The organism is Saccharopolyspora sp. NPDC045941, from assembly GCF_056431445.1.
Window position 1 is genome coordinate 11,726 of record NZ_JBWKKU010000082.1, and the last position, 23,493, is coordinate 35,218.

Here is a 23,493-nt window from a genome sequence, read left to right on the forward strand (position 1 = left end):
ATTGAAACTGCGACGCCGCGGATCACCCGTGCGGGACCGGCGTGGCGTGTTCATCCGGCGGCCATGCGGGTGCGCCCGGCCGTTCGGCTCCCCGGGCGAAGATCCCTGACGATCAACGCCCGTGGCGAGATCTCGCCGGCCGGCCGCACCCGCACCGCCCCGGCGCCGGGCGCGCTCGGCGAGCTGACCATGTGCTTCGCCTCCTGCGCGCACTACGGCGAGGGCTACTTCACCGCCTACCGGCGGATGGCCGAGGACGAGCCGGGCCTGATCCTGCACCTGGGCGACTACCAGTACGAGTACGCCGCCAACCCGAGCAAGGACGTGCGCGAGGTGCACGGCCCCGAGACCGTCACGCTCGCCGGCTACCGGCAGCGCCACGCCCAGTACAAGACCGATCCGGACCTCCAGCTCGCGCACTCGGTCGCCCCCTGGCTGGTCGTCTTCGACGACCACGAGGTGGAGAACAACTGGGCCGACGAGATCCCGGAGGCGAAGTCCGAGACGCAGGGACAGGCGTTCCTCCAGCGGCGCCGCGATGCCCTGCAGGCGTACTACGAGAACATGCCGCTGCGGTGGGAGTCGATGCCCAACGGCATCAACATGCAGCTCTACCAGCGGCGCGCGTGGGGTTCGCTGGCGAACTTCCACATGCTCGACACCCGCCAGTACCGCGACGACCAGGCGTACGGCGACGGCAACAAGCCGGACGGCCCGGACCTGCACGTCCCCCAGCGCACCATCACCGGGATAGGCCAGGAGGTGTGGCTGCTGGACGGGCTGCGCGACTCCCGCGCTCGGCGGGACGTGCTCGGCCAGCAGGTCTGGTTCGCCCAGATGGACCACGATCCGGGCCCGGCGAAGGTGCTGCCGATGGACGCCTGGGACGGCTACCAGGCGTCGCGCCAGCGGGTCAAGGCCGGTTTCGACGCCGCCCGCAACGTCGTGGTGCTGACCGGTGACGTGCACTCGCACTGGGCCGCCGACATCAAGGCCGACTTCGACGACCCGGACTCGCGCAACGTCGCCGTGGAGCTCACCACCACGTCGGTCACCTCCGGCCGGGACGGCTCGGAGACGAACGCGGGCGGCGACAAGATCAAGGCCGCCAACGAGCACGTGCACTTCTACAGCGCCCGCCGCGGCTACGTGCGAACCCGGATCACCCCGAACCTGGTCCGCGCCGACTACCGGGTGCTGCCGTACGTCTCCAGCGCCGGCGCCCCGGCGACGACGGCGGCCAGCTTCGTCACCCAGGACCGCGACCCGGGCCTGCACGGGTCTGATCCCGCGCCCGGCACACCGAGGGGCGCCCGCCACCCGGCGAGCGCCCCGCGGTCGGTCCCCGGTCAGGCGACGCCGGGATCCGACGTCTGCGGCCCCGCGGCCCGGACGTCGTCCAGCCGGTAGTGCCGGGTCGCCTCGACCACCTTGGCCTTGTCCACCTGGCCGGTGCGGGCCAGCGCCGCCAGCGTCGCGACCACTGTGGACTCCGCGTCCACCAGGAATACCCGCCGCGCGGCCGGCCTGGTGTCGGAGAACCCGAACCCGTCGGCGCCGAGGCTGACCATGTCGCCGGGCACCCACGGCCGGATCAGGTCCGGCACCGCGCGCATCCAGTCGCTGACCGCGACCACCGGGCCGGCGGCGTCCGCCAGCGCCCGGGTGACGTGCGGCACCTTCGGCTCCGCCTCCGGGTGCAGCAGGTTGTGCCGGTCGGCGGCCTCGGCCTCGCGCCGCAGCTGCGACCAGGACGTCGCCGACCACACGTCGGCCTGCACGCCCCACTCCTCGGCCAGCATCTGCTGGGCCTTCAGCGCCAGCGGCATGATCACGCCCGACGAGAGGATCTGCGCCCGCGGCCCCGAGCCGCCCGGCGCGGCCTGGTACCGGTACAGGCCGCGCAGCAGCCCGTCGACGTCCAGGTCCGCCGGCTCGGCCGGCTGCTGGTACGGCTCGTTGTAGATGGTCAGGTAGTAGAAGACGTCCTCGGCGTTCTCGCCGAACATCCGCCGCAGGCCGTCCTTGATGATGTGCGCCACCTCGAACGACCACGCGGGGTCGTAGGCGACCACCGCGGGGTTCGTCGCGGCGATCAGCTGCGAGTGCCCGTCGGCGTGCTGCAGGCCCTCACCGGTCAGCGTGGTCCGCCCGGCGGTCGCGCCGAGCACGAACCCGCGCGCCATCTGGTCGGCCGCCGCCCAGAAGCTGTCGCCGGTGCGCTGGAAGCCGAACATCGAGTAGAAGATGTAGACCGGGATCATCGGCTCGCCGTGCGTCGCGTAGCTGGTGCCCGCGGCGGTGAACGACGAGGTCGAACCGGCCTCGTTGATGCCCTCGTGCAGGATCTGGCCCTGCTCGCTCTCCCGGTAGGCGAGCATCAGCTGGTAGTCCACCGGCGTGTAGAGCTGGCCCAGCGGGTTGTAGATCTTCTGCGACGGGAACATCGAGTCCATGCCGAACGTGCGGGCCTCGTCCGGGATGATCGGCACGATCCGCGGCCCGATCTCGCGGTCCTTGGCGAGGTCCTTGAGCAGCCGGACGAACGCCATCGTGGTGGCGACCTCCTGCTTGCCGGAGCCGCGCCGGACCACCTCGTAGACCTTGTCGCCGGGCAGCACCAGCGGCTTGGCCTTCGCCCGCCGCTCCGGCAGGTAGCCGCCCAGCTGCCGGCGCCGGTCCTGCAGGTACTGGATCTCTGGCGCGTCCTGCCCGGGGTGGTAGTACGGCGGCAGGTACGGGTCGAGGTCCTCGTCGCTGATCGGGATCCGCAGGCTGTCCCGGAACAGCTTCAGGTCGTCCAGCGTCAGCTTCTTCATCTGGTGGGTGGCGTTGCGGCCCTCGAAGTGCGGGCCGAGGCCGTAGCCCTTGATCGTCTTCGCGAGGATCACGGTCGGCTGGCCGTGGTGCTCGGTGGCCGCCTTGTAGGCCGCGTAGACCTTGCGGTAGTCGTGGCCGCCGCGGCGCAGGCCCCAGATCTCGTCGTCGGTGAGGTGCTTGACCATCTCCTTGGTGCGCGGGTCGCGGCCGAAGAAGTGCTCCCGGACGAACGCCCCGTCGTTGGCCTTGTAGGTCTGGTAGTCGCCGTCCGGGGTGGTGTTCATCAGGTTCACCAGGGCGCCGTCGCGGTCGGAGTGCAGCAGCGCGTCCCACTCGCGGCCCCAGACCACCTTGATCACGTTCCAGCCGGCGCCGCGGAAGAACGCCTCCAGCTCCTGGATGATCTTGCCGTTGCCGCGCACCGGCCCGTCGAGCTGCTGCAGGTTGCAGTTGATCACGAAGGTGAGGTTGTCCAGCCCGTCGTTGGCCGCGACCTGCAGCAACCCGCGCGACTCGGGTTCGTTCATCTCGCCGTCCCCGAGGAACGCCCACACGCGCTGCTGGCTGGTGTCCTTGATGCCGCGGTCGTGCAGGTAGCGGTCGAAGCGCGCCTGGTAGATCGCGTTCATCGGCCCCAGGCCCATGGAGACCGTGGGGAACTCCCAGAAGTCCGGCATCAGCCGCGGGTGCGGGTAGGACGGCAGGCCGCCGCCTGGGCCGGCGTGCGAGTACTCCTGGCGGAACCCGTCGAGCCGGTCGGCGGACAGCCGGCCCTCCAGGAACGCGCGGGCGTAGATGCCGGGGGAGGCGTGGCCCTGGATGTAGAGGTGATCACCGCCACCCGGGTGGTCCTTGCCGCGGAAGAACCAGTTGAAGCCGACCTCGTAGAGGCTGGCGGAGGACGCGAAGGACGAGATGTGGCCGCCGACGCCGATGCCCGGCCGCTGCGCTCGGTGCACCATCATCGCGGCGTTCCACCGCATCCAGGCCCGGTAGCGGCGTTCGGTCTCCTCGTCGCCGGGGAACCACGGCTCCTGCTCGGTGGGGATCGTGTTGACGTAGTCCGTGCTGTTCAGCGAGGGGACGCCGACGCCGGATTCGCGGGCGCGCTGGAGCAGTCGCAGCATGAGGTAGCGGGCGCGCTGCTGCCCGTTGGCCGACAGCACCGAGTCGAAGGACTGCAACCACTCCTCGGTCTCCTGCGGATCGATGTCCGGCAGGTGGGAGGCGAGACCGTCCCGGATGACCCGAACCCGCTGCGCGGGCATGGGGACGTCGTTGTTGAGCGGGGACAAGGGAACTCCTCGACTACGTCGTGGACGTGGCAGGGTGCCGGGCAGTGATGTCCGACACCCTCATGGTCCACCATCTCGGCTACTGATGCGCACACCGGCGGAGAACCAGGCTGTTGATGTCGTGCCGGCCGGTCTAGAGTCGAACCCCAACACGTTGCTACGGCGTGTCGTGCCGTCAGCAGTTGCGCGGATGGCGGTCGGCAGTGTTCGCTATCCGCCAGATCTGGAAGGTGTGCGGCGTCCAAGGGTCGTCGCACCGGTGCATTGGAGGAGTGAGCAAACCGTGGTCGCCGCGGGAGACGCCGGTAAAGGCGAAGCCGACGTCGCCGAGAGGCTCGACATCGAGCCGGAGATGGTTGTCCAGGAACTCGGCTGGGACGAAGACGTCGATGACGACGTCCGAGCCGCGATCGAGGAGCGCTGCGGGAGCGAAATCCTCGATGAAGATGCCGATGAAGTGGTCGATGTCGTGCTGCTGTGGTGGCGCGAAGACGACGGTGACCTGACGGACACGCTTCTCGATGCCATGACGCCGCTGTCAGATGAAGGGGTCATCTGGGTGCTGACCCCGAAGACCGGCCGGGAGGGCTACGTCGAGCCGGCCGACATCTCAGAGGCGGCATCGACGGCGAACCTCGCCCAGACGGGGAAGGTCAGCCTCGGCGAGGGATGGATGGGTACCAGGTTGGCCTACCGAAAGGCGAAGGCCAAGCGCTGATCGGCCGTCGCTAGTCGCTGTGCGCATGTCCACCCCGTGGGCACCGGTGCTCGCCATCGGTGCCCACGGCGGTCGGCTCGGTGTAGGTTCGGCGATGACAAGGTCACGTCGATCAGGAGGATTCCTCATGACGGTCGAGGTCGGCGCGCAGGCGCCGGACTTCACGTTGCCGGACTTCAACAAGGAGAAGGTCTCGCTGGCCGACTTCCGCGGCAAGAAGAACGTGCTGCTGGTCTTCTACCCGTTCGCGTTCAGCGGCATCTGCCAGGGCGAGCTGTGCCAGGTCCGGGATGACCTCGGCGAATTCCAGAACGACGACGTCCAGGTCCTCGGCGTGTCCGTCGACTCGCCGTTCGCGCTCAAGGCCTGGGCGGAGAAGGAGGGCTACACCTTCCCGCTGCTGTCGGACTTCTGGCCGCACGGCGAGATCGCCAAGGCCTACGGCGTGTTCAACGAGGCGGCCGGCATGGCCAACCGCGGCACATTCCTGATCGACACCGAGGGCAAGGTCCGCTTCGCCGAGGTGAACCAGCCGGGCGAGGCCCGCGACCAGGATGTCTGGAAGAAGGCGCTCGCCGAGCTCAAGGCCTGAGCGAAGCGGTGGCCGACCGGGTGCCGAGCGTGGCGCGAAACACCGGTAGGGTGTTCGAAGTGATCCGATCGGGTGAACCCGGACGGCCACCAAAGGGGCGCATAGCTCAGCGGAAGAGCACTTGCCTTACAAGCAAGGGGTCGTAGGTTCGAACCCTACTGCGCCCACCATCGTCACAGCCCGTTGATCCGAGGTGAAATACCAGGTCAGCGGGCTTTTGCGTACCATCTGGATGGTCTTGATCGGGTCGTCCATCGTGGTCGCCTGCGCAGTCGGCAGGACCCGGCCGGGTGGATCATCCGGCGGTGGGCAGGGCGATGGTGATGGTCAGTCCGCCGCCAGGGTTGGGGGTGGCGATGGCGGCACCGTGGTGGCTGTGAGCGATGGCGCGGACGAGGGCTAGGCCGAGGCCGTGTCCGTTGGTGTGAGTGCGGGCGCGGATTCGGTGGAACGGCTCGAACAGCCGGCCGGCTTCTTCGGATGTGACGGGCTCGCCGGTGTTGGTGACGGTGATGATGGCGGTGCCGTCCCGGGCGGTGGTGGTCAGTCGTGCTGTGCCACCGGTGTGGTTGTGCCGGACGGCGTTGTGCAGCAGGTTGGTCAGCAAGTGGTGGAGCAGGTCCTCGTCGCCGTTCACGGTGGCCGGGTGCAGCTCGTCGTGCACGGCGATCCGGCTGGCGCCTGCTTCGGTTCGCACCTGTTCCAGCGCGTGCGCCGCGACCGAGGTGAGGTCGACCTGCTTTGCGTGGTGGATGCCGTGGTCGGCTCGGGACAGGGCGAGCAGCGCTTCCCTGTTGCGATGCTGCGTTCGTTGGTGGCCAGCAGTGATCGGATACGTCGGTGCGTTCTACCTCGTGGCGAAGGTGCTGGCCGCCGACCTGCCGGTGGGGGCCGTTTACGGGATCTGGGCCGCTTCCGGCGTCGCGCTGACCGCGATCTTCGGGTCCATCATCTTCGGCGACCCGCTGACCTGGGTGATCGGGCTGGGCATCGTGCTGATCATCGGCGGGGTCCTGCTGGTCGAGCTGGGTTCGCAGCGGGCCGAGCGCGCGCGGCGCCAGGCCGGCGAGCCGCAAGGCGTGCTGAGCGCTTCGGGAGGTGAGTGATCATGTGGTTGGTGCTCGTCGGCGCCATCGGGCTGGAGACCGTCGCGACCCTGTCGATGAAGGCGTCGGAAGGCTTCACCAAGAAGGCCTGGATCGCGCCGGTCGTGCTGGGGTACGTCTGCGCGTTCGCGTTGCTCGGCGTCGTGCTGGGGCAAGGCATGCCGGTCGGCGTCGCCTACGGGATCTGGGCCGCTTCCGGCGTCGCGCTCACCGCGATCCTCGGCCGCGTCATCTTCCGCGACCCGCTGACGTGCGTCATGGCGGCCGGTATCGCGCTCATCATCGGCGGCGTGCTGGTGGTCGAACTCGGTGCGCAGGCGGCGCACTGACCTCCCAGCAGTCCCTGGAGGCCGAGTTCACCGAACCTCTCCTCGGGCGCTGAAACGCGACGCGGCTCCTCCCGTCGGGAGGAGCCGCGTCGGTGTTATTAACCGCTAGCGTCTGAGGATGCTCAGAGCGGGCGGACGCTGCTGGCCTGCGGGCCCTTCGGGCCCTGCGTGACCTCGAAGTTGACCTGCTGGTTCTCCTCCAGCGTGCGGAAGCCGCTGGAGTCGATCGCCGAGTAGTGGACGAACACGTCAGCGCCGCCGTCGTCGGGGGCGATGAAGCCGAAGCCCTTTTCGGCGTTGAACCACTTGACGGTTCCCTGTGCCATCTTGCTGTCTCCTCTGTGGAACTGAAGACGGACCGCCGCCGGTGCGGCGACCCGGGCCGTAGTTTCAGACGGCTACCACTTCAGCTGAACCAAAGGGAGAAGCTCGCCCGCAACTCGTCCTGCGAGCGTGCCGAGAACACGAACTCAGAATTCAATACGACCGAGGTCAGATTAGCACCTCCGGGACTCGCTGTGTGCCCGGTGACCGACAGGTTCGGCGAATGGCTGGATGATGTGGGCGTGGATGCGAGTGGGCGGGACGAGTTGCTGGGTGCGGCCGAGGCGCTTGAGCGACTTGCCGCCGTTTCGACCGGTGGCGATTGGCTGGTCGGGGGATTGCTCGCGACCAGGCCGGATGTCGTTGCGGATCTCGGTGGCGGCTCGACCGAGCACGTCGCGGAGGCGCGGGCCGGGAGCGCTCGGTGGATCGCCGCTCTTTCGCCTGCCCTGGCCGGGCCCCTCGCCGCTTGGCTCCGGTCGGCCGCCCGGGCGGAACCCGTCGACGCCGAGGCCCTGGCGTTCGCCCGTGCCCTGGGGCGGCGACTCCCAGGGCTATCGTCAACTCATGGTTGACGACAACTGAACGTCAACCTATGGTTGACGCATGGACGAGGTGCAGGTTTCCCACCACGTTTCGCTGGACGCGTTGATCCAGGCCATCAAGAAGGCGCACCCCGACGCCCTCGACCAGCTCTCCGATGCCGTCATCGCCGCCGATCACCTCGGGGAGGTCGCCGATCACCTGATCGGGCACTTCGTCGACCAGGCCCGGAGGTCCGGCGCTTCCTGGACCGAGATAGGCAAGAGCATGGGCGTCTCGAAGCAGGCCGCCCAGAAGCGGTTCGTGCCGAAGACCGACACCGGCCTCGACATGAGCCAGGGATTCGCCCGGTTCACCGACCGGGCGCGGAATGTCGTGGTGCTCTCGCAGGCCGAGGCCCGCACCACGGGCAGCGTCGAGATCAGGCCCGAGCACCTGGTGCTGGGGCTGCTGGGCGAGCCGAACGGGCTCGGCGCGAAGGCGATCGTCGCTCAGGGCGTGTCGGCGGACACAGTCCGGGAGTCCGTGGCCGCGGCGCTGCCGCCTGCCGCCGACGAAGTGCCGCATCTCATCCCTTTCGACGGCGCGGCGAAGAAGGCGCTGGAGCTGACCTTCCGGGAGGCGCTGCGGCTGGGGCACAACTACGTCGGCACCGAGCACATCCTGCTCGCGCTGTTGGAGAACGAGGACGGCACCGGTGTGCTCTCCGGGCTGGGCATCGAGAAAGCCGCTGCCGAAGCCAACATCACCGCTGCGCTCGACGCGATCGTGGCCGCCCGGGAGGAGTGAGCCCCTGGCGGCGGGCCCGTTGGCCTGCGGGGATGCCGGCGGGCCCCGCAACCGCGCCCGCCGGTTTCGCCGCGCCCGCGGCCGGGCAACCGCTGATGATGGCAGTCGGGTGCCGGTGAAGGGATCGATCATGGGTGGCGAGGAATCCGCGGTGGGTCGGGCTCGGTTGACCGAGGAGATCCGCACGTTGCGCGCGCGGCGGCAGCAGTTGGTCGACGAGCTGAGGCAGGGCGACGAGTCCGGGGACCGGGGCGACGCCGCGCAGGAGTTGCAGGGCGGTGACGAGCTCGTCGCGATCGACGACCGCATCGCCGAGCTGGAAGGAATACTCGCCAGCGGGCCGTCCGACGTCCGGGGCTTGGCGGCCGGTACCGAGGTGACCTTGCGGTTGCCCGACGGCGCGACGCAGGCCTACCGCGTCGTGGCGATCCCGGAGGAGATCCCCGACGGCGAGGAGGACACCACGTTCACCTCCGACAGCCCGCTGGGCCTGGCGGTGGCCGGGAGTCGCCCGGGGGGGAAGGTCAGCTTCCCGACGCCGGAAGGCAAGACCAGCGTCGAGGTCGTCAGCATCCGGCCGCCGGACTGAGCGAATCCACAGTGGATGGAAGGGTGCCTCCCGCCCGGGCGGGAGACACCCTTCCGCCGTTCATGACGCGGCGACGACCTCGGCGGTTTCCAGCGACCTGAGCAGTTCGGCCTGGCGCCGGCGGTAGGTCTCGACGTTCGCCAGCTTGATCTCCTCGTAGCCGCGGACGACGTCCGGCAGCTCGGCCAGCTCCAGGACCGCCGGGTGGTCCGGCGTCGCCAGGGCCTTGGTGATCGCCGTCCGGTACTCGCCGACCAGTTCTCGCTCGACCCGGCGGACCTCGGCGTAGCCGAACGGGTCCAGGCGGGTGCCGCGGACCTTCCGCGCCGCGCGCAGCACCCGCAGCACGTTGCCGAACCAGGGGCCGAGGCTGATCTTCCGCTTCATGCCGAGCGCGCGGAGCACCGGCGGGTGCAGGCGGAACGCGAACCGGGAGCCCGCGCCGAACTGCGCTTCGATGTCGGCCCGCAGCCGCTCGTCGAGCGAGAGGCGGGCGACCTCGTACTCGTCCTTGTAGGCCATCAGCTTGTAGAGGTTGCAGGCCACCGCCTCGGTCACCGCGTCCTCCCCGCGGCCGCGCACCTCCTCGACGAATTCCGCGTAGGCGCGCGCGTAGTTCTCGTCGTGGTAGTCGACGAGGTCGGGAATCCGGATGTCCAGCAGCCGCGCCAGTTCCGAGCCCTCCGCGGCCTTGACCAGCGCCCGCACCCGCCGCGCCGCCGCACCGGGCTCGCGGGCCGCCGCCGGCGGCGGGGTGATCTCGGCCTGCAGCGCGTCCGGGGCCGCGATCGCCTGGCGACCGCGGCGGAAGGCCTGGATGTTGGCCGCCACCGCCGTCCCGTTGAGCTCGATCGCGCGCTCGATGCTCTCGGCCGACAGCTGCAGCGAACCCGCCTGGTAAGCCGCGCCGACCTGCAGGATGTTGGCGAACTGGTCGTCGTCGAACAGCTGCTCGGCGAGGCCGCGCGCGTCCAGGTAGAACGCCCGCGCGGTGGCGTCGTCGAGGGTTGCGCGGATGCCGGACTGCACCGGGAACGAGACGGCGGTGTCCACGACCATCCGGCCGGTCGGGACCTCGGTGGTGGACACCACCGCCGTCGTCCGCTCGGCGTCGGCCGCCGCGAGGTGCACCGGGTCGGCCGCCACCAGCAGGTCGCAGCCCAGGTACAGGTCGCATTCGCCGGCGGCCAGTTTCGGCGCCTGCGCAACGGGTTCCGCGGTGATCTTGAGGTCGGAGACCACCGCGCCGCCCTTCTGCGCGAGGCCGATCTGGTCGAGCGTGCGGACCTGCCGGCCGTCGATCACCGCCGCCGTCGCGAGGATCTGCGTGACCGTGACGACGCCGGTGCCGCCGATTCCGGTGATGCGGACGGTGAAGTCGCCGGTCCCGCGCTGGGGCTCGGGCAGCTCGCCGGCGCTGACCTCGCTGATCTCGCGGCGCACCGTGCGGCCGCTGGGCACCACGGTCAGGAACGACGGGCAGTCGCCGGCCAGGCAGGAGTAGTCGACGTTGCACGAGGACTGGTGGATCTGCGTCTTGCGGCCGAACTCGGTCGACACCGGCTGCACCGAGAGGCAGTTGGACTTGGTGCCGCAATCCCCGCAGCCCTCACACACCCGCTCGTTGATCAGCACCTTCTCCGGCGGCGTCGGCTGCTTGCCGCGGCGGCGCTTGCGGCGCTTCTCGGCCGCGCACTCCTGGTCGTGGACCAGCACCGTCACGCCGGGCACGGCGGCCAGTTCTTCTTGCGCCCGCAGCAGATCGTCGCGGTGCCGGACCTCGACGCCGCGGGGCAGCTTGCCGGTCAGCCGCTTCGGGGCGTCGCTGGTGACGATCACCTTGGCGACGCCTTCCAGCAGCAGAACCTCGGTCAGCCGCGCCAGCGGCAGAGCGCCGACCGCATCCTGACCGCCGGTCATCGCCACGGCCGAGTTGTGCAGCAGCTTGTAGGTGATGTTGACCCCGGCGGCGACCGCCGCGCGCACGGCGAGGCTGCCGGAGTGCGTGAAGGTGCCGTCGCCGATGTTCTGCACGAAGTGCTCGGTGCCGACGAACGGGGCCATGCCGATCCACTGGGCGCCCTCGCCGCCCATCTGCGTGATGCCGACGACGTCGCCGACCTGGTCGGCGTCCATGAACAGCGCCATCGTGTGGCAGCCGATACCGGCGCCCACCACCGTCCCGTCCGGCACCTTCGTCGACGAGTTGTGCGGGCAGCCCGAGCAGAAGTACGGCGTGCGCGCCAGCAGCGGGACCGCGATGCGCTCGCGGCGGCGGCGCTGCCGCCAGGCGTTGACCGGCTCGATTTCGCCGTGCGCGGTCAGCCGGCCGGCCAGGCCCTTGGCGATGCGGTCCGGGTCGAGCTCGCCGAGCTCGGTGAACAGCGTGCCGCCATCCGGCCCCTTCTTGCCGTGGACCGCCGGGGCGTCGGGCTGGCCGTAGAGGACCTCCTTGATGGCCGTTTCGAGGAACGAGCGCTTCTCCTCGACCACGACGATCTCGGTCAGCCCGGTCGCGAAGTCCCGGATGAGCTGCGGGTCGAGCGGGTAGATCGCGCCGAGCTTGAGCAGCCGGATCCCGTAGGCGGCCAGCTCCGCTTCGCCGAGGCCGAGCGCCCGCAGCGCCTGCCGGATGTCCAAATAGGACTTACCGGCCGCCACGATGCCGATCCGGTCCGCCGGGCCCGAGCGCACCACCTGGTTGACGCCGCTGCGCCGGAGGTATTCCACAGCCAGCGGCAGGCGCCGGTTGTGCAGGCTGTGCTCCAGCCCGGCGAGCTCGGCGCCGAGCAGGCGCGCGCTGGGGCGGTGCGAGTAGGGCTTGAGCTCGGCCGGGATCTCGGGCGCGGCCCAGTCCGGCGTCACGACCGCCGTGCCGGCCGCGTCCGCGACGTTGGCGACCACCTTGATCGACGTCCACAACCCGCTGGCCCGCGACAGCTCCACCGCGTGCAGCCCGAAGTCGAGCAGGTCCTGCGAGTCCGCCGGGAAGAACACCGGCATCGCCAGGTCCGCGAGCGCCGCCTCCGAGGCCGCCGGAACCGTCGAGGACTTCGCGTTCGGGTCGTCGCCGATCAGCGCGACCGCGCCGCCGCGCGGATTCGTGCCCGCGAGGTTGGCGTGGCGCAGCGCGTCGCTGGCCCGGTCCAGGCCCGGCGCCTTGCCGTACCAGACGCCGACGACGCCGTCCGGGCGCTGCGTGCCGAGCCCCTCGGTGAGCTGGCTGCCCATCACCGACGTCGCGGCCAGCTCCTCGTTCAGGCCCGGCCGGTGGACCACGTCGTGGTCGGCGAGCAGCTTCGCGCGGCGGGCCAGCTCCAGGTCGAACCCGGCCAGGGGCGAACCCTCGTAGCCGGAGACGAACGCCGCGGTGCGCAGTTCGTGGCGGCGGTCGTGCCGGATCCGGTCGAACAACAACCGCACCAGGGCCTGCACCCCGGTCACGTAGACGGTCCCCGACTCCTGGAGGTAGCGGTCGTCCAGGGTGAAGGCGGCCATGTCGAACTCCCTCGCTCGGCACGCGGATCGTGATCGCCGACACTTCAGCGGATGCGCGGTGTGGCGCACAACACCGAGACCCGAAACTGCGGGAACCACGCAAACTTCGGTGGTGCAGAGGCCGTCGGACGCCCGAATTTTGCGTAACATCGCGATCCATGGCCGACCCGACGCTCGATGCGACAGATCACGAAATCCTGGCTCTGCTGCGCGAGGACGCGCGGCGGACGCTGTCGGACATCGCCGGCCGGGTGACGCTGTCGACGGCCGCCGTGAAGCGGCGGATCGACCGGCTGGAGGAGGCCGGCGTGATCCGCGGGTACACCGTGCAGGTGGATCACGCGAAGCTCGGCTGGGCCGTCGAGGCGTTCATCGAGCTGCGGTTCCTGGGCACCAGCGGCGTGGACGAGATCATCCAGACGACGACCCGGATGCCCGAGGCGCAGGCGGTGTTCACGATCGCGGGCGACCCGGATGCGCTGGTGTGGCTGCGGGTCCGGGACATGGCGCACCTGCAGCGCACCATCGACGAGATCCGCCGGAGCCACCGGGTCACCAGCACCAAGACCCTGATCGCGCTGGACTCCTGGCAACGCGGCCGCCGCTGACCGGAACCCGTTCCCGAACTCGTTTTGGGTGGCGGAACCGCAGGCGTCTTCTCGCCGTGGGGGCCCGAATCCCGGTTCGGCGAGACAAACGGGCGTGGACCGCACATCCTGATCACATGGTCGGGGATCTTGAGCTGGCCGCCGTGCCGGCGTTGCTGCCCACCGGTCCGCCGGGCGTCGAGATCCGGCTGGACGGGCTCGTCGTCGGCGATCTGGAGCTGCGGGTCTGCCACGGCTGCCGGGTCGCGGTCGTGGAGTACATCCGCATCGACCGGCGCTGCCGGCGGCGGGGCCTGGCGACGCTCGCGATCGACCTCCTGCGGCGCACCTGGCCGGACTACCGGTGGAGCACGGCGCCGATCGAACGCAGCACCGAGGCGCTGGGCTTCTGGCACTCCCTCGACTGGCCCGGCCCGCTCGGCGAACCCGACGAGTGCCCCCACCTGCTCGCCTGAGCCGTCAGCCGGCCACCGCCGGCGGCCGGGTCAGGTCGTGGTGGGTGGCCCCGTGCGCGTCCTCGCCGATGGTGCGCTCGGCGAGGCTCCAGCGGAGTTCGTCGCGGTGGCGGCGTCCGGCCTGGCGGAGCAGCTGGTCCAGGCGCCGCTGTGCGTCGCCGAAGCCGGTGTGCAGCGAGATGTGCCGCCGTTGCCCGTCGAACAGCGGGATCCGCGTTCCCTCGCCGTCCACCACGAGCACCCACACCGCCGCCGCGGCCCGGTCGGCGTGCATCCGGGCGCGGATCTCGGTGGTGCTGCCGGGCGCGGCGCCGAGGTGCTCGACGACGTCCGTCACTGAGGCAGCCAGGCCGAGGCGGCAGAGGTGCCGCGCCACCTGGAAGTCCGAGGCGCGCAGCCCTTCCGCGAGCGCCGGCAGGAACGTTCGCCGCCGCCAGCCCGCGATGAGCTCGCGCTCGTCGGTCGCGGCCCAGTACCGCCGTTCCTCGGCGGCGTAGTTCCGCAGCGCGACGGCGCGCCAGTCGTAGTCGGGCTCTTCGGCGAGCTTCGCGCGCAGCCAGTCCTCCCTGGCCCGCGCGCCCCGCACGGCATCGCCGGGGATCAGGTACCTGAGCCGGCCTTCGACGGCGCGCACGCTGCGCTGCAACTCCGCGGCGATGTCGGCCGGTCGTCGCCCTGCCGCAACGCTTCGATCAACTGGGCGTAGTCGCTGTCGAACCAGTACTCGTGCTCGCGACCACCCGCCTGCGGTAATTCGCTCATGTTTTCGAATGTAGCCAGCCCGAGGCGCGTCGAGTAAGGCCCAACCGTGCGACGCGATGCCGCTGATCAGGCGGTTCTGCGCTGCGCCCACGGGGAGCGGAAGCGGATCAGCACCAGGCCCAGCCTTCCCGACAGGCCCCGGGCCGTCACATGACGGTGCCGATGTGCCAGGGGACGAACTCCTCCTCGCCGTAGCCGAGGTCTTCGCTCTTGGTGTGCTCGCCGGAGGCGACGCGCAGCACGTGGTCGAAGATCTGCTCGCCGAGCTCTTCGACGGTGGTCTCGCCGTCGATGATGCTGCCCGCGTTGATGTCCATGTCCTCGCTCATGTGCTCGTAGAGCGGGGTGTTGGTGGCGAGCTTGAGGCTCGGGACGGGGGAGCAGCCGAACGCCGATCCGCGGCCGGTGGTGAAGCAGACGACGTTGGCGCCGCCCGCCACGATCCCGGTCACCGACACCGGGTCGTAGCCGGGCGTGTCCATGAACACGAAGCCCTTGCTGGTGACGGGGGCGGCGTAGTCGACGACGTCGCGCAGCGTCGTGGTGCCGCCCTTCGCGACCGCGCCCAGCGACTTCTCCAGGATGGTCGTCAGGCCGCCCGCCTTGTTGCCGGGGGAGGGGTTGTTGTCCATCGAACCGCCGTTCTTGGCGGTGTAGTCCTGCCACCAGACGATCTTGTCCAGGAGCTTCTCGCCGACCTCGCGGCTGGCGGCGCGGCGGGCGAGCATGTGCTCGGTGCCGTAGATCTCGGGCGTTTCGCCGACGATGCCGGTGCCGCCGTGCGCGACGAGCCGGTCGACCGCCGCGCCGAGCGCGGGGTTGGCGGTGACGCCGGAGTAGGAGTCCGAGCCGCCGCAGTTGGTGCCGAGGACGAGTTCGCTGGCCGGGACCGCGGTGCGCTCGACCTTGTCGACCTCGGGCAGCAGCTCGGTGAGCCGGCCGACGCCCGCGCGGACGGTCTTGGTGGTGCCGCCGAGTTCCTGGATGGTCGCGGTGACGACCGGCAGGCCGCTGCGCAGCTCGACGTCCTCGGTGAGCTTGACGATCTGGTTGTCCTCGCAGCCGAGGCCCAGGACGAGGAAGCCCGCGAAGTTCGGGTGCGTGAGGTAGCCGCGCATGACGCGCCGCAGCACGTCGATGCCCTCGCCGTCGGGGGCCATGCCGCAGCCGGTGCCGTGGGTGAGCGCGACGACGCCGTCGACGTTCGGGAAGTCGTCCAGGACGCCGGAGAACCGCATCTGCTGGGCGATGAGCTTCGCCGCGGTCGCCGAGCAGTTGACGCTGGTGAGCACGCCGAGGTAGTTGCGGGTGCCGACCTTGCCGTCGGAGCGGACGTAGCCCTGGAAGGTCGCGCGCTGGTCCGCGGGCAGGAGCTGTTCGGGCTGGGCGTCGACGGCGAACTCGTAGGCCCGTTCGAACTCGCGGTATTCGAGGTTGTGCAGGTGGATGTGCTCCCCGGCGGCGATGTCCCGGCCCGCGAAGCCGATCACCTGGCCGTACCGGCGCACCGCGCTGCCCGCCGCGATGTCGTGCACCGCCACCTTGTGCCCGCGTGGCACGTCCGCGCGCAGCACGACCGCGCCGCCGCCGACCCTGGTTTCGGCGCCCGCACCCAGGTCGGCGCCGGCGATGGCGACGTCGTCCTCGTCGCGCAGGTGGATGAGGGTCGGAATGTTCGGCATGCCCGCTCCATGTCTGGTATTTCGAACACCGGTTGATATACCGTATTTGCGGCTCGCGTCCGGTGTCAACGGCACGGGATCCGCGCCCGTTCCGCCGGAAATCCCGGATCTGCGCCTTGACCTCCAACGCGGTCGAATTGCCAGGCTTTGGGCATGAGTAGCCCGGTGTCAACCTCAGCTCTCCTCAACCGCACCCCAGGGGACCGTGACGCAAGCCAGCCAAAGGAAACCGCGCAACGGGGGAGTGGGCTGAACGCAACCACCACTGTGAATCGCGGAGAGGCGGACCAGTCATGAGCGAGAACGAGCACGACGAATGGCAGATCGGGACCGCCGACGTCGACGCCTACCTGGCCCGGCTCGGGCACCCGCGGGTGGAGCCGTCGGCGGCGGCGCTGCGGTCGCTGCACGAGGCCCACGTGCGCGCCATCCCGTTCGAGAACGTCGACGTGATCCTCGGGCAGCACCCCGGGGTCGCGTTGCCCGAGATCAACGACAAGCTCGTCCGGCGCGGCCGCGGCGGCTACTGCTACGAGCACGCGCTGCTGTTCGCGGCGGTGCTGGAGAACCTGGGGTTCGACGTGGAGCGCCGGATGGCGCGAACCCGGCCGCGGCAGTTCGGCTTCCGGACCCACGCGATGCTCCGGGTTCGCGTCGACGGCACCGACCACCTGGCCGATGTGGGCTTCGGCGCGAACCTGTTCACGCCGATGCCGTTCGCGGACGGGGCGTTGGTCGACCAGGCCGGCTGGAAGCACCGCCTGGTCCGCGAGGGTGCACTGTGGACGCTGGAGATCGAGACCGCGGAAGGCTGGGAAGCGCTGCACTCCTCCGACGAGATGCCGCAGCACTTCAGCGACTACGAGGTGGCGCACCACTTCATCTCGACGCATCCCCGGTCGCCGTTCGGTCGCAAGCTGGTCGTCATGCGGCTGGACCGGGGGATCAGCCGCCGCCTGGTCGGCGACGAGCTCGCGGTGGAGCGCCCCGGTGGCGATGTGGCGGTCACCAAGATCTCCGTCGACCAGCTGGAACCCGTCCTGCGCGATCTCGACGTGCGGCTGAGCGACGCCGAGTTCGACGCGCTCCGGGCGCGGCATGGGTCCACTGCGGACGACGAGAGTTGACTTCGAGTAATGTCGAAGTTTCAGGATGGTCCGCAAGGCAGTCATCCTGAAGGGAAAGCGAAAATGTCCGAAGACCTCTTGCGACTGGGCGTCATCGTCGGCAGCACCAGGGAGGGCCGCTTCGCCGGGACGGTGGCCGGTTGGTTCGCCGGCCTGGCGAAGCAGCACCCGGAACTGGACGTCGACGTCATCGACCTGGCCGAGCTCGAACTCCCCGCGGTGCACCCGGCCGGCCCCACCCCGCAGCTGACGGCGTACGCAGGCCGGCTGGCCGCCGCGGACGCGTTCGTCGTGATCACCCCCGAGTACAACCACGGCTACCCGGCATCGCTGAAGTACGCCATCGACACCGCCAACGCCGAGTGGCAGACCAAGCCGGTCGGATTCGTCTCCTACGGCGGGATTTCCGGCGGCCTGCGGGCGGTCGAGCAGCTCCGCCAGGTCTTCGCCGAATTGCACACCGTGACCGTCCGCGAAACCGTGAGCTTCCACGGCGTCTACGACTGCTTCGACGAGTCCGGCAACCCCAAGGACGAGATGGGCCCGGCCGGCGCGGCGAAGCTGATGCTGGACCAGGTCGTCTGGTGGGCGCGCGCGACGAAGGAAGCCCGGGATCGGCGTCCGTACCGCTGATCGGCCCCTTGTCGTGGCTGCCGGGGCGCGCGAAGCTACCGGCAGCGGACGACTGCCGTCGTGGAGGGGCGATGTGGTGGTTGCGCGTGTTCGGAACCCTGGTCACCGTCCTGGCCGTCGTGCTCGGGGGGTTGGCCCTGCAACCCACTGGAACGCTGACGGTGCCGATCGCTGAGCCGGCCCCGCCGCCTCCCGAGCCCCCACCGCCACCTCCGCCGGCCGGGCCGCCGGTGCTCGCGGTCAAGGTGGACAACTCGCCGCCGGCCCGCCCGCCGACCGGGATCGGCTCGGCAGACGTGATCTTCGTCGAGCCGGTCGAGGCGGGAATCAGCAGGCTGATAGCGGTTTTCGCGTCCAGCCTGCCGCCGGTGGTGGGCCCGGTGCGCAGCGCCCGGCAGACCGACCTGCGCCTGCTGCCCCAGTTCGGGCATCCGACGCTGGCGTTCTCCGGTGCGGCACCGGAACTCCTGCCGGAGATCGGGCGGGCACCGGTGAACGACGCCTCGCAGGCGAGCGTTCCCGGCGCGTACTTCCGGGGACCGGGCCAGGCGCCGCACAACCTCTTCGTGCGCCCGGCCCGGCTTCCGGCGGGCGCGGGTTGGTCGCCGGACGCCCGGCTGCTGTTCGGCGCGGCCCCTCCCGGCGGCGTGCCTGCCGGCCGGGAGGAGGTCGCCTACCGGGCCGCGCGCGTGAGTTTCACCTGGTCGCCGGGTGATCGGCGATGGCTGGTGTCGATGGACGGCCGCCCGTACTCGGCCGCCGACAGCGGACGGCTCGGCGCGAGCACGGTGGTGCTCCAGGAAGTCCCCGTGTCGGCCTCGCCGTTCCGCGACGTGGTGGGGAACGTGTCGCCGTTCGCGGAAACCATCGGGGAGGGGCGCGCGCTGGTGCTCCGCGACGGCCTGTCGTTCGAGGCCCGCTGGTCCCGGCCGATCTCCGAGGTGGGCACCGCCTACACCACACCGGCGGGTGAGCCGATCCCGTTCGCGCCCGGCCAGGTCTGGATCGTCCTGGTCCCGGTCTAGGTGCAGGAGGCCAAGCGCTCGATGAGCCTGCGGCGCCCTTCCGGGGTGAACGGGCGTTGCGGTGAGTCATGCGGCCGGGACGTCTTCGGCCGACGCGGCGGGTTCAGGGGCGGACAAGTGGGTCCGTTTGGGCAGCAGGAGCGGAGTGGCGATCAGGAAGACGCCGGAGATGGTGATCGCGGCGAGGGGGCTTGTGAGTGTTGCGAGGGCACCCCAGATCGCCGTCAGGGTGGCCTGGACGAGCTTGCTGCTGACACTCCATGCGCTGAGGACTTGGGCGGCCTGATCTGCGGGGGTGCGTTGCAGGCGTTCTGTGGCGTAGATCGGGTTGAAGATGCCCATGCATGTGATCAGCAGGCCCTCGACGACGATCACGGTGAGGAGCCCGGGGATGCCGGGATGGATGAACGCGAGACCGAGCGGGAAGAGCGATCTCAGCCAGCCGGAGACGGCCATGACCCGGTGCCGGCCGTAACGCTTCACGAGGGGTGCGGAAAGGCGGGCGCCCGCGAAGCCGCCGAGTGCCGGGATGCCGAAGGCAAGACCGTATTGCCAGGCCGGGAAGTGGTATTCACCGAGGAGGAGGACGGCCAGGAGCGGGACGGTGGCCATGATCAGGCCGCCGACCAGGATCGAGTTGAGGAACAGGCACCGCAGTGCGCGGTCGTGGAGGATGAACCGCCAGCCTCCGAGCAGGTCGGCTCCGCGCAACGGGGTGGCCGGGTCGCGGGGTGTCGCGACGTCGCCTCCGTGGATGCGGAGGACCGCGAGCGCGGATAGCAGGTAGCTGAGGGCGTCGGCCACGACAGTGATGACCGGGCCGAGCAGGGCGATGAGCGCGCCGCCGAGGGGCGGGCCGACCGCGGTCGCCACCCAGTTCGTGCCCTCGAATCTCCCGTTCGCGGCGAGGAGGTGCTCGCTGCGGACGAGGTATTTCAGGTACGCGCCGGATGCGGCGGTGAAGGCGATGCTTGCGGTTCCGGAGATGACCGAGACGACCAGCAGCTGGCCGTAGGACAGCAAGCCGAGGAAGTACGCGACCGGAATGCTCGCCATCGCGAGGAACCGAGCCAGATCCATCCCGATCATCACCGGACGCTTGGCCCGGTGCTCGACCCACGGCCCGAGCGGGACCGCAACGATCGCCCCGACAGCAAGCCCGGTTGCCCCCAGGAGCGAAACCGCGAATGCCGGCGAGTTCAGCACTCGAACCGCGATGAGCGGGAACGCTCCGAAGGCAAGCCACGTGCCGTACGTGCTCATGGCGTAGGCCGACCACAGCCAGCCGAAATCGGACCCCAATTTCACGTGCACACGACTCCTCCGGAACAACCGATGTTCGGGTCCCTGAATCAGATCGGCTGCATGGGAGCAGGATCAAACAACCGCCTTCCGGCGAGCCACAACGATCAGTTGGGCGTGCATAAGCTGGATCAATGGATACCGAGGCAGTGCGGTCGTTCGTCCGGGCGGCCGAGCTCGGACAGTTGCAACACGCGGCCGACGAGCTGGGCGTGACACAGCAGGCGGTCTCGAAGCGGATCGCCACCCTGGAGCGCGGGCTGGAGGTCCGCCTGTTCACCCGTACCGCCCGAGGCGTTGAACTGACGCTCGACGGCCAGGCGTTCCTCCCGCACGCGCGGAGCATCGTCGCGGGTGTTGATCGCGCCATCACCGCGATCAGACCGGGTTCGCGAGCCCTTCGGATCGACGTTCTAGGCCTGCGAAGCGCGCAGGCCGTCATCCTGCACGACTATTGGCGGTCTCATCCCGAAACAGACCTCGACGTGGTGACCCTCAGGGACAACGACCCGCACGTGGCGGCCGCCGCCGTCCAGGCAGGCGATATCGACGCCTCGTTCCGCACCATCACCGATCCGGCCACGCTGCCGCGCGACGTGCAAATGATCCACGCCTTCGACTCCCCGCTGGAACTTCTCGTCGGCCCCAGGCATCCGCTCGCCTCCGCACGAACACTGACACCACCCCAGCTGCGCAAGCAACGGATCTGGATGCCGGGTATCGCACCCCGAAGCGAATGGGGAGAGTTCTACGATCAGCTCGCCACCGCCTTCGACCTCCGCATCGACGCGGCAGGCCCGAACTTCGGCAACGAGGTGCTCCTCGACGCCCTCGCGGACTCCGCCGACGTGGCCACCCTCGTCGGCGCGCGCGACCGGTACATCTGGCCGGCGAACTACGACCTGCGCCGCATCCCGATCGTGAACCCGACGCTCGCCTACCCGCTCTCCCTCATGTTCCCCAGAACGAATCCGCACCCGGGACTTCGGGCGATCGTCAACCACTTCGCAAGCCTGACACCACTCCCCGCGACAGCCTGGCTCCCGTCCTGGGCAACGACACCACGTCGCAGCGCCGGCGACATCGTGCACACCCGCCACCAGCATCACAACATGACTCGCTCAACCCGCTTGCCACCCAGTCGACTCAATCCGCCGCCGCCAACAACGTCGTGGTCGGCAACATCTAGGTGAGCGACTCCCGGCTGGTCAGCATGCCGGTCCGCATTGACAAAAAAATTTGTCAATGGGACGGTGTTGACATGCACGATGTCGCGGTGATCGACGATCCGGGGGCGGCCGAGGTCTCGCTGGACCCGGTGCGCGCCCGGCTGCTCGCCGAACTGGCCGAACCCGGCTCGGCGACTACGCTCGCGCAGAAGGTCGGGCTGACCCGGCAGAAGGTCAACTACCACCTGCGCGAGCTGGAGCGGCATGGGTTGGTCGAGCTGGTCGAGGAGCGGCGCAAGGGCAACTTCACCGAGCGCGTGCTGCGGGCGACCGCGGTCTCGTACGTGATCTCGCCGAGCGTCCTGGCGGCGGTCGAGCCCGATCCCGCGCGGTCTCGCGACCGGCTGTCCGCGCGCTGGCTGCTCGCGGTGGCCGCGCGGCTGGTGCGAGACGTGGGCGAGCTGATCGCGGGAGCGGCAAAGGCCCACAAGCGGCTCGCGACGTTCGCCATCGACGGCGAGGTCCGGTTCGCCTCCGCGGCCGACCGCGCCGCGTTCGCCGAGGAGTTGTCCGGGGCGGTGACATCGCTGATCTCGAAGTACCACGACGAGTCCACGGCCGATGGGCGGGCGCACCGGATCGTGGTCGCTGTGCATCCGACGGTTCGACGAGAAGAGGAGAGTTGATCATGTTCGTCCCGGTTACCAGCATCCTGGTCGACGACCAGGACAAGGCCTTGGCGTTCTACACCGACGTGCTGGGCTTCGTGAAGAAGACCGACATCCCGGCCGGCGACGCCAAGTGGCTGACCGTCGTCTCGCCCGATGCGCCGGACGGCGTTGAGCTGCTGCTCGAACCGGACGGCAACCCCGGGATCCAGATCGACGGCAAGCCGGCCGCGCAGGTGTACAAGAAGACGCTGTACGACGCGGGCATCCCGTTCACCATGCTCGGCAGCACGGACCTGGAGAAGGACTGCGCGCGGATGAAGGAACTCGGGGTCGAGTTCACCCAGGAGCCGGTGAAGACCGATTTCGGCGCGCAGGCGGTGTTCGACGACACCTGCGGCAACCTCATCATCCTCGTCCAGCAGGGCTGATCGCGGTGGACGAGCGCCGGCGGCTGGCGAAGGAGATCGAACTCGCCGCCACCCCGGAACAGGTCTGGCAGGCGATCTCCACCCCGGAGGGCATGTCGGTCTGGTTCGTGCCGCACGAGCACGCGGGCGACGAGATCGAGGCGGACTTCGGCGGCGGCAACACCCAGGCCGGCCAGGTGCTGGAGCGGGAGCCGGGCAGACGGGTCGTCTACGGCGCGCCCGGCCCGGACGGCGAACCTCCGTTGACGATCGAGTTCCTGGTCGAGGGCAGGGCGGGCGGCGCCACCGTGCTCCGGCTCGTCCAAAGTGGATTCTTCGGCGGCGACGACTGGGAGGCCGAGTACGACGGCTTCGGCAAGGGCTGGGACCTGTTCCTGCACAACCTCGCCGAGTACTTCCGGCACTTCCCCGGGCTGCCGGTGGCCAACGTGGTCGCCACCGGATTCACCGACCGGCCCGGAAAGGCGGTGTGGGCCGACCTGATCGCGCGGCTCGGCGCGGATCCGGCCCTCGGCGAACAGGTGCGCCTCACCCCGGAAGGGCTCGAACCCATCGAGGGCGTGGTGGACCTGCGCGACGAGTCGCTGCTCGGCATCCGCACCGAGCACGGCCTCTACCGCTTCATGGCCGACGATCTGCACCACATGGTGAGCACGACCCAGTACTTCTACGGCGTCGCGGTGGACCGCGAGTCCCGCAGCGCCGCCTGGCAGTCCTGGATCGACCGCATCACCGGGCGATGAAGGCCGTCTTGGGCCGGTCAGGACGCGGGCCTTCCGGGCCGCCGTGAGTGGTTTGGGGTGCTATAGCGCAATGCCGCTTAGCGTTTTTTGATCATGCTGCTGTGTCGACTTGGCTGGTGCTGGCGAGCTGGATGGTGGGTGGGCTGTCGTGGCGGGTGCCGGTGTCGGTGGGTTTTTTGACCAGGTAAGCGTTGTGGCGGCCGCGTTTGATCACGCGGGCGTAGCTGCGGTGGCGGCGACGAGGGCTGAGGTTGCGTGTGGCGGTGATATCGGCCGCGACCGCTG

Annotated in this window: 25 protein-coding genes and 1 tRNA gene; 17 read left to right on the plus strand and 9 right to left on the minus strand. The window is 69.9% G+C overall.

The genetic code is table 11. The features are described 5' to 3' along the window. Window positions 1–63: 63 nt before the first annotated feature. Window positions 64–1,410 carry an alkaline phosphatase D family protein gene (locus tag AC07FN_RS40210; protein ID WP_478400383.1) on the plus strand — a complete coding sequence of 449 codons (1,347 nt, stop codon included), beginning with the start codon at window positions 64–66 and terminating at the stop codon, window positions 1,408–1,410. On the opposite strand, the gene aceE is transcribed toward AC07FN_RS40210, so the two are convergent. Further along, entirely contained in the window at window positions 1,350–4,088 is a 2,739-nt protein-coding gene (gene aceE / locus AC07FN_RS40215; RefSeq protein WP_478400402.1) for a pyruvate dehydrogenase (acetyl-transferring), homodimeric type, read from the minus strand. The two genes, AC07FN_RS40210 and aceE, sit on opposite strands and share 61 nt — an antisense overlap. Before the next feature lie 310 nt (window positions 4,089–4,398). Here aceE and AC07FN_RS40220 point away from each other — a divergent pair, with 310 nt between their 5' ends. The 3 genes from AC07FN_RS40220 (at window position 4,399) to AC07FN_RS40230 (ending at window position 5,595) form a co-directional block, all read left to right on the plus strand. Further along, window positions 4,399–4,833 carry a DUF3052 domain-containing protein gene (locus AC07FN_RS40220; RefSeq protein ID WP_093273008.1) on the plus strand — a complete coding sequence of 145 codons (435 nt, stop codon included), beginning with the start codon at window positions 4,399–4,401 and terminating at the stop codon, window positions 4,831–4,833. Window positions 4,834–4,960: 127 nt separating this feature from the next. Beyond that, window positions 4,961–5,425 (plus strand): peroxiredoxin, encoded by a 465-nt coding sequence (locus tag AC07FN_RS40225; RefSeq protein WP_093273006.1) that lies wholly within the window; start codon window positions 4,961–4,963, stop codon window positions 5,423–5,425. A gap of 95 nt (window positions 5,426–5,520) precedes the next feature. Next, window positions 5,521–5,595 (plus strand) — tRNA-Val (locus AC07FN_RS40230). A gap of 125 nt (window positions 5,596–5,720) precedes the next feature. Here the strand turns inward: AC07FN_RS40230 and AC07FN_RS40235 are convergent. After that, complete coding sequence (locus AC07FN_RS40235; RefSeq protein ID WP_478400384.1) at window positions 5,721–6,122, minus strand: sensor histidine kinase; 402 nt, start codon at window positions 6,120–6,122, stop codon at window positions 5,721–5,723. Window positions 6,123–6,249: 127 nt separating this feature from the next. Between AC07FN_RS40235 and AC07FN_RS40240 the strand changes: the two genes are divergently transcribed. Continuing rightward, on the plus strand, window positions 6,250–6,531 hold the full coding sequence (locus AC07FN_RS40240) for a DMT family transporter (RefSeq protein ID WP_478400385.1): 282 nt from the start codon (window positions 6,250–6,252) through the stop codon (window positions 6,529–6,531). Window positions 6,532–6,533: 2 nt separating this feature from the next. Next, entirely contained in the window at window positions 6,534–6,860 is a 327-nt protein-coding gene (locus tag AC07FN_RS40245) for a DMT family transporter (protein WP_478400386.1), read from the plus strand. A 122-nt stretch (window positions 6,861–6,982) separates the two neighbouring features. Here AC07FN_RS40245 and AC07FN_RS40250 read toward each other — a convergent pair whose 3' ends face one another. Further along, a complete protein-coding gene (locus AC07FN_RS40250; RefSeq protein WP_093273004.1) occupies window positions 6,983–7,186 on the minus strand; it encodes a cold-shock protein in 204 nt (67 codons plus the stop codon). Between the two features lie 604 nt (window positions 7,187–7,790). Here AC07FN_RS40250 and AC07FN_RS40255 point away from each other — a divergent pair. Both AC07FN_RS40255 and AC07FN_RS40260 read left to right on the plus strand, forming a co-directional pair. Next, on the plus strand, window positions 7,791–8,516 hold the full coding sequence (locus AC07FN_RS40255) for a Clp protease N-terminal domain-containing protein (protein WP_478400387.1): 726 nt from the start codon (window positions 7,791–7,793) through the stop codon (window positions 8,514–8,516). Between the two features lie 130 nt (window positions 8,517–8,646). Continuing rightward, on the plus strand, window positions 8,647–9,105 hold the full coding sequence (locus AC07FN_RS40260; protein ID WP_478400388.1) for a GreA/GreB family elongation factor: 459 nt from the start codon (window positions 8,647–8,649) through the stop codon (window positions 9,103–9,105). Between the two features lie 60 nt (window positions 9,106–9,165). On the opposite strand, the gene AC07FN_RS40265 is transcribed toward AC07FN_RS40260, so the two are convergent. After that, entirely contained in the window at window positions 9,166–12,603 is a 3,438-nt protein-coding gene (locus AC07FN_RS40265; RefSeq protein ID WP_478400389.1) for an indolepyruvate ferredoxin oxidoreductase family protein, read from the minus strand. 158 nt (window positions 12,604–12,761) lie between these two features. Here AC07FN_RS40265 and AC07FN_RS40270 point away from each other — a divergent pair, with 158 nt between their 5' ends. Continuing rightward, window positions 12,762–13,211 (plus strand): Lrp/AsnC family transcriptional regulator, encoded by a 450-nt coding sequence (locus AC07FN_RS40270; protein WP_358581579.1) that lies wholly within the window; start codon window positions 12,762–12,764, stop codon window positions 13,209–13,211. A gap of 116 nt (window positions 13,212–13,327) precedes the next feature. Continuing rightward, window positions 13,328–13,666, plus strand: coding sequence for a hypothetical protein (locus AC07FN_RS40275; RefSeq protein ID WP_478391976.1), 339 nt, complete (start codon window positions 13,328–13,330; stop codon window positions 13,664–13,666). A 4-nt stretch (window positions 13,667–13,670) separates the two neighbouring features. Here AC07FN_RS40275 and AC07FN_RS40280 read toward each other — a convergent pair whose 3' ends face one another. From AC07FN_RS40280 to AC07FN_RS40290, 3 genes are all read right to left on the minus strand, one after another. After that, window positions 13,671–14,300, minus strand: coding sequence for a hypothetical protein (locus tag AC07FN_RS40280; protein ID WP_478400390.1), 630 nt, complete (start codon window positions 14,298–14,300; stop codon window positions 13,671–13,673). Beyond that, on the minus strand, window positions 14,267–14,428 hold the full coding sequence (locus tag AC07FN_RS40285; protein WP_478400391.1) for a hypothetical protein: 162 nt from the start codon (window positions 14,426–14,428) through the stop codon (window positions 14,267–14,269). The genes AC07FN_RS40280 and AC07FN_RS40285 overlap by 34 nt, the downstream gene beginning before the upstream one ends. Before the next feature lie 146 nt (window positions 14,429–14,574). Next, window positions 14,575–16,110 carry a UxaA family hydrolase gene (locus AC07FN_RS40290; protein WP_478400392.1) on the minus strand — a complete coding sequence of 512 codons (1,536 nt, stop codon included), beginning with the start codon at window positions 16,108–16,110 and terminating at the stop codon, window positions 14,575–14,577. 293 nt (window positions 16,111–16,403) lie between these two features. On the opposite strand from AC07FN_RS40290, the gene AC07FN_RS40295 reads away from it, so the two are divergent. The 3 genes from AC07FN_RS40295 to AC07FN_RS40305 all read left to right on the plus strand — a co-directional run bounded on the left by AC07FN_RS40295 (window position 16,404) and on the right by AC07FN_RS40305 (window position 18,895). Next, window positions 16,404–17,237 carry an arylamine N-acetyltransferase family protein gene (locus AC07FN_RS40295; RefSeq protein WP_478400393.1) on the plus strand — a complete coding sequence of 278 codons (834 nt, stop codon included), beginning with the start codon at window positions 16,404–16,406 and terminating at the stop codon, window positions 17,235–17,237. Window positions 17,238–17,300: 63 nt separating this feature from the next. After that, window positions 17,301–17,870, plus strand: coding sequence for an NADPH-dependent FMN reductase (locus AC07FN_RS40300; RefSeq protein ID WP_478400394.1), 570 nt, complete (start codon window positions 17,301–17,303; stop codon window positions 17,868–17,870). Window positions 17,871–17,941: 71 nt separating this feature from the next. Next, on the plus strand, window positions 17,942–18,895 hold the full coding sequence (locus AC07FN_RS40305; RefSeq protein ID WP_478400395.1) for a DUF3048 domain-containing protein: 954 nt from the start codon (window positions 17,942–17,944) through the stop codon (window positions 18,893–18,895). Between the two features lie 66 nt (window positions 18,896–18,961). Here the strand turns inward: AC07FN_RS40305 and AC07FN_RS40310 are convergent, their stop codons facing one another. Further along, a complete protein-coding gene (locus AC07FN_RS40310; protein ID WP_478400403.1) occupies window positions 18,962–20,158 on the minus strand; it encodes an MFS transporter in 1,197 nt (398 codons plus the stop codon). Window positions 20,159–20,331: 173 nt separating this feature from the next. On the opposite strand from AC07FN_RS40310, the gene AC07FN_RS40315 reads away from it, so the two are divergent. The 4 genes from AC07FN_RS40315 to AC07FN_RS40330 all read left to right on the plus strand — a co-directional run bounded on the left by AC07FN_RS40315 (window position 20,332) and on the right by AC07FN_RS40330 (window position 23,208). Then, window positions 20,332–21,390 (plus strand): LysR family transcriptional regulator, encoded by a 1,059-nt coding sequence (locus tag AC07FN_RS40315; RefSeq protein WP_478400396.1) that lies wholly within the window; start codon window positions 20,332–20,334, stop codon window positions 21,388–21,390. A gap of 68 nt (window positions 21,391–21,458) precedes the next feature. Next, window positions 21,459–22,052, plus strand: a complete 594-nt coding sequence (locus tag AC07FN_RS40320) for an ArsR/SmtB family transcription factor (protein WP_478400397.1) — start codon at window positions 21,459–21,461, stop codon at window positions 22,050–22,052. A gap of 2 nt (window positions 22,053–22,054) precedes the next feature. Next, window positions 22,055–22,465: a VOC family protein gene (locus AC07FN_RS40325; RefSeq protein ID WP_478400398.1), complete on the plus strand. Its 411-nt coding sequence runs from the start codon at window positions 22,055–22,057 to the stop codon at window positions 22,463–22,465. Between the two features lie 5 nt (window positions 22,466–22,470). Then, window positions 22,471–23,208, plus strand: a complete 738-nt coding sequence (locus AC07FN_RS40330) for an SRPBCC family protein (protein WP_478400399.1) — start codon at window positions 22,471–22,473, stop codon at window positions 23,206–23,208. A 91-nt stretch (window positions 23,209–23,299) separates the two neighbouring features. Here AC07FN_RS40330 and AC07FN_RS40335 read toward each other — a convergent pair. Then, window positions 23,300–23,493 (minus strand): hypothetical protein (locus AC07FN_RS40335; protein ID WP_478400400.1); only part of this gene is annotated, 194 nt, incomplete at its 5' end.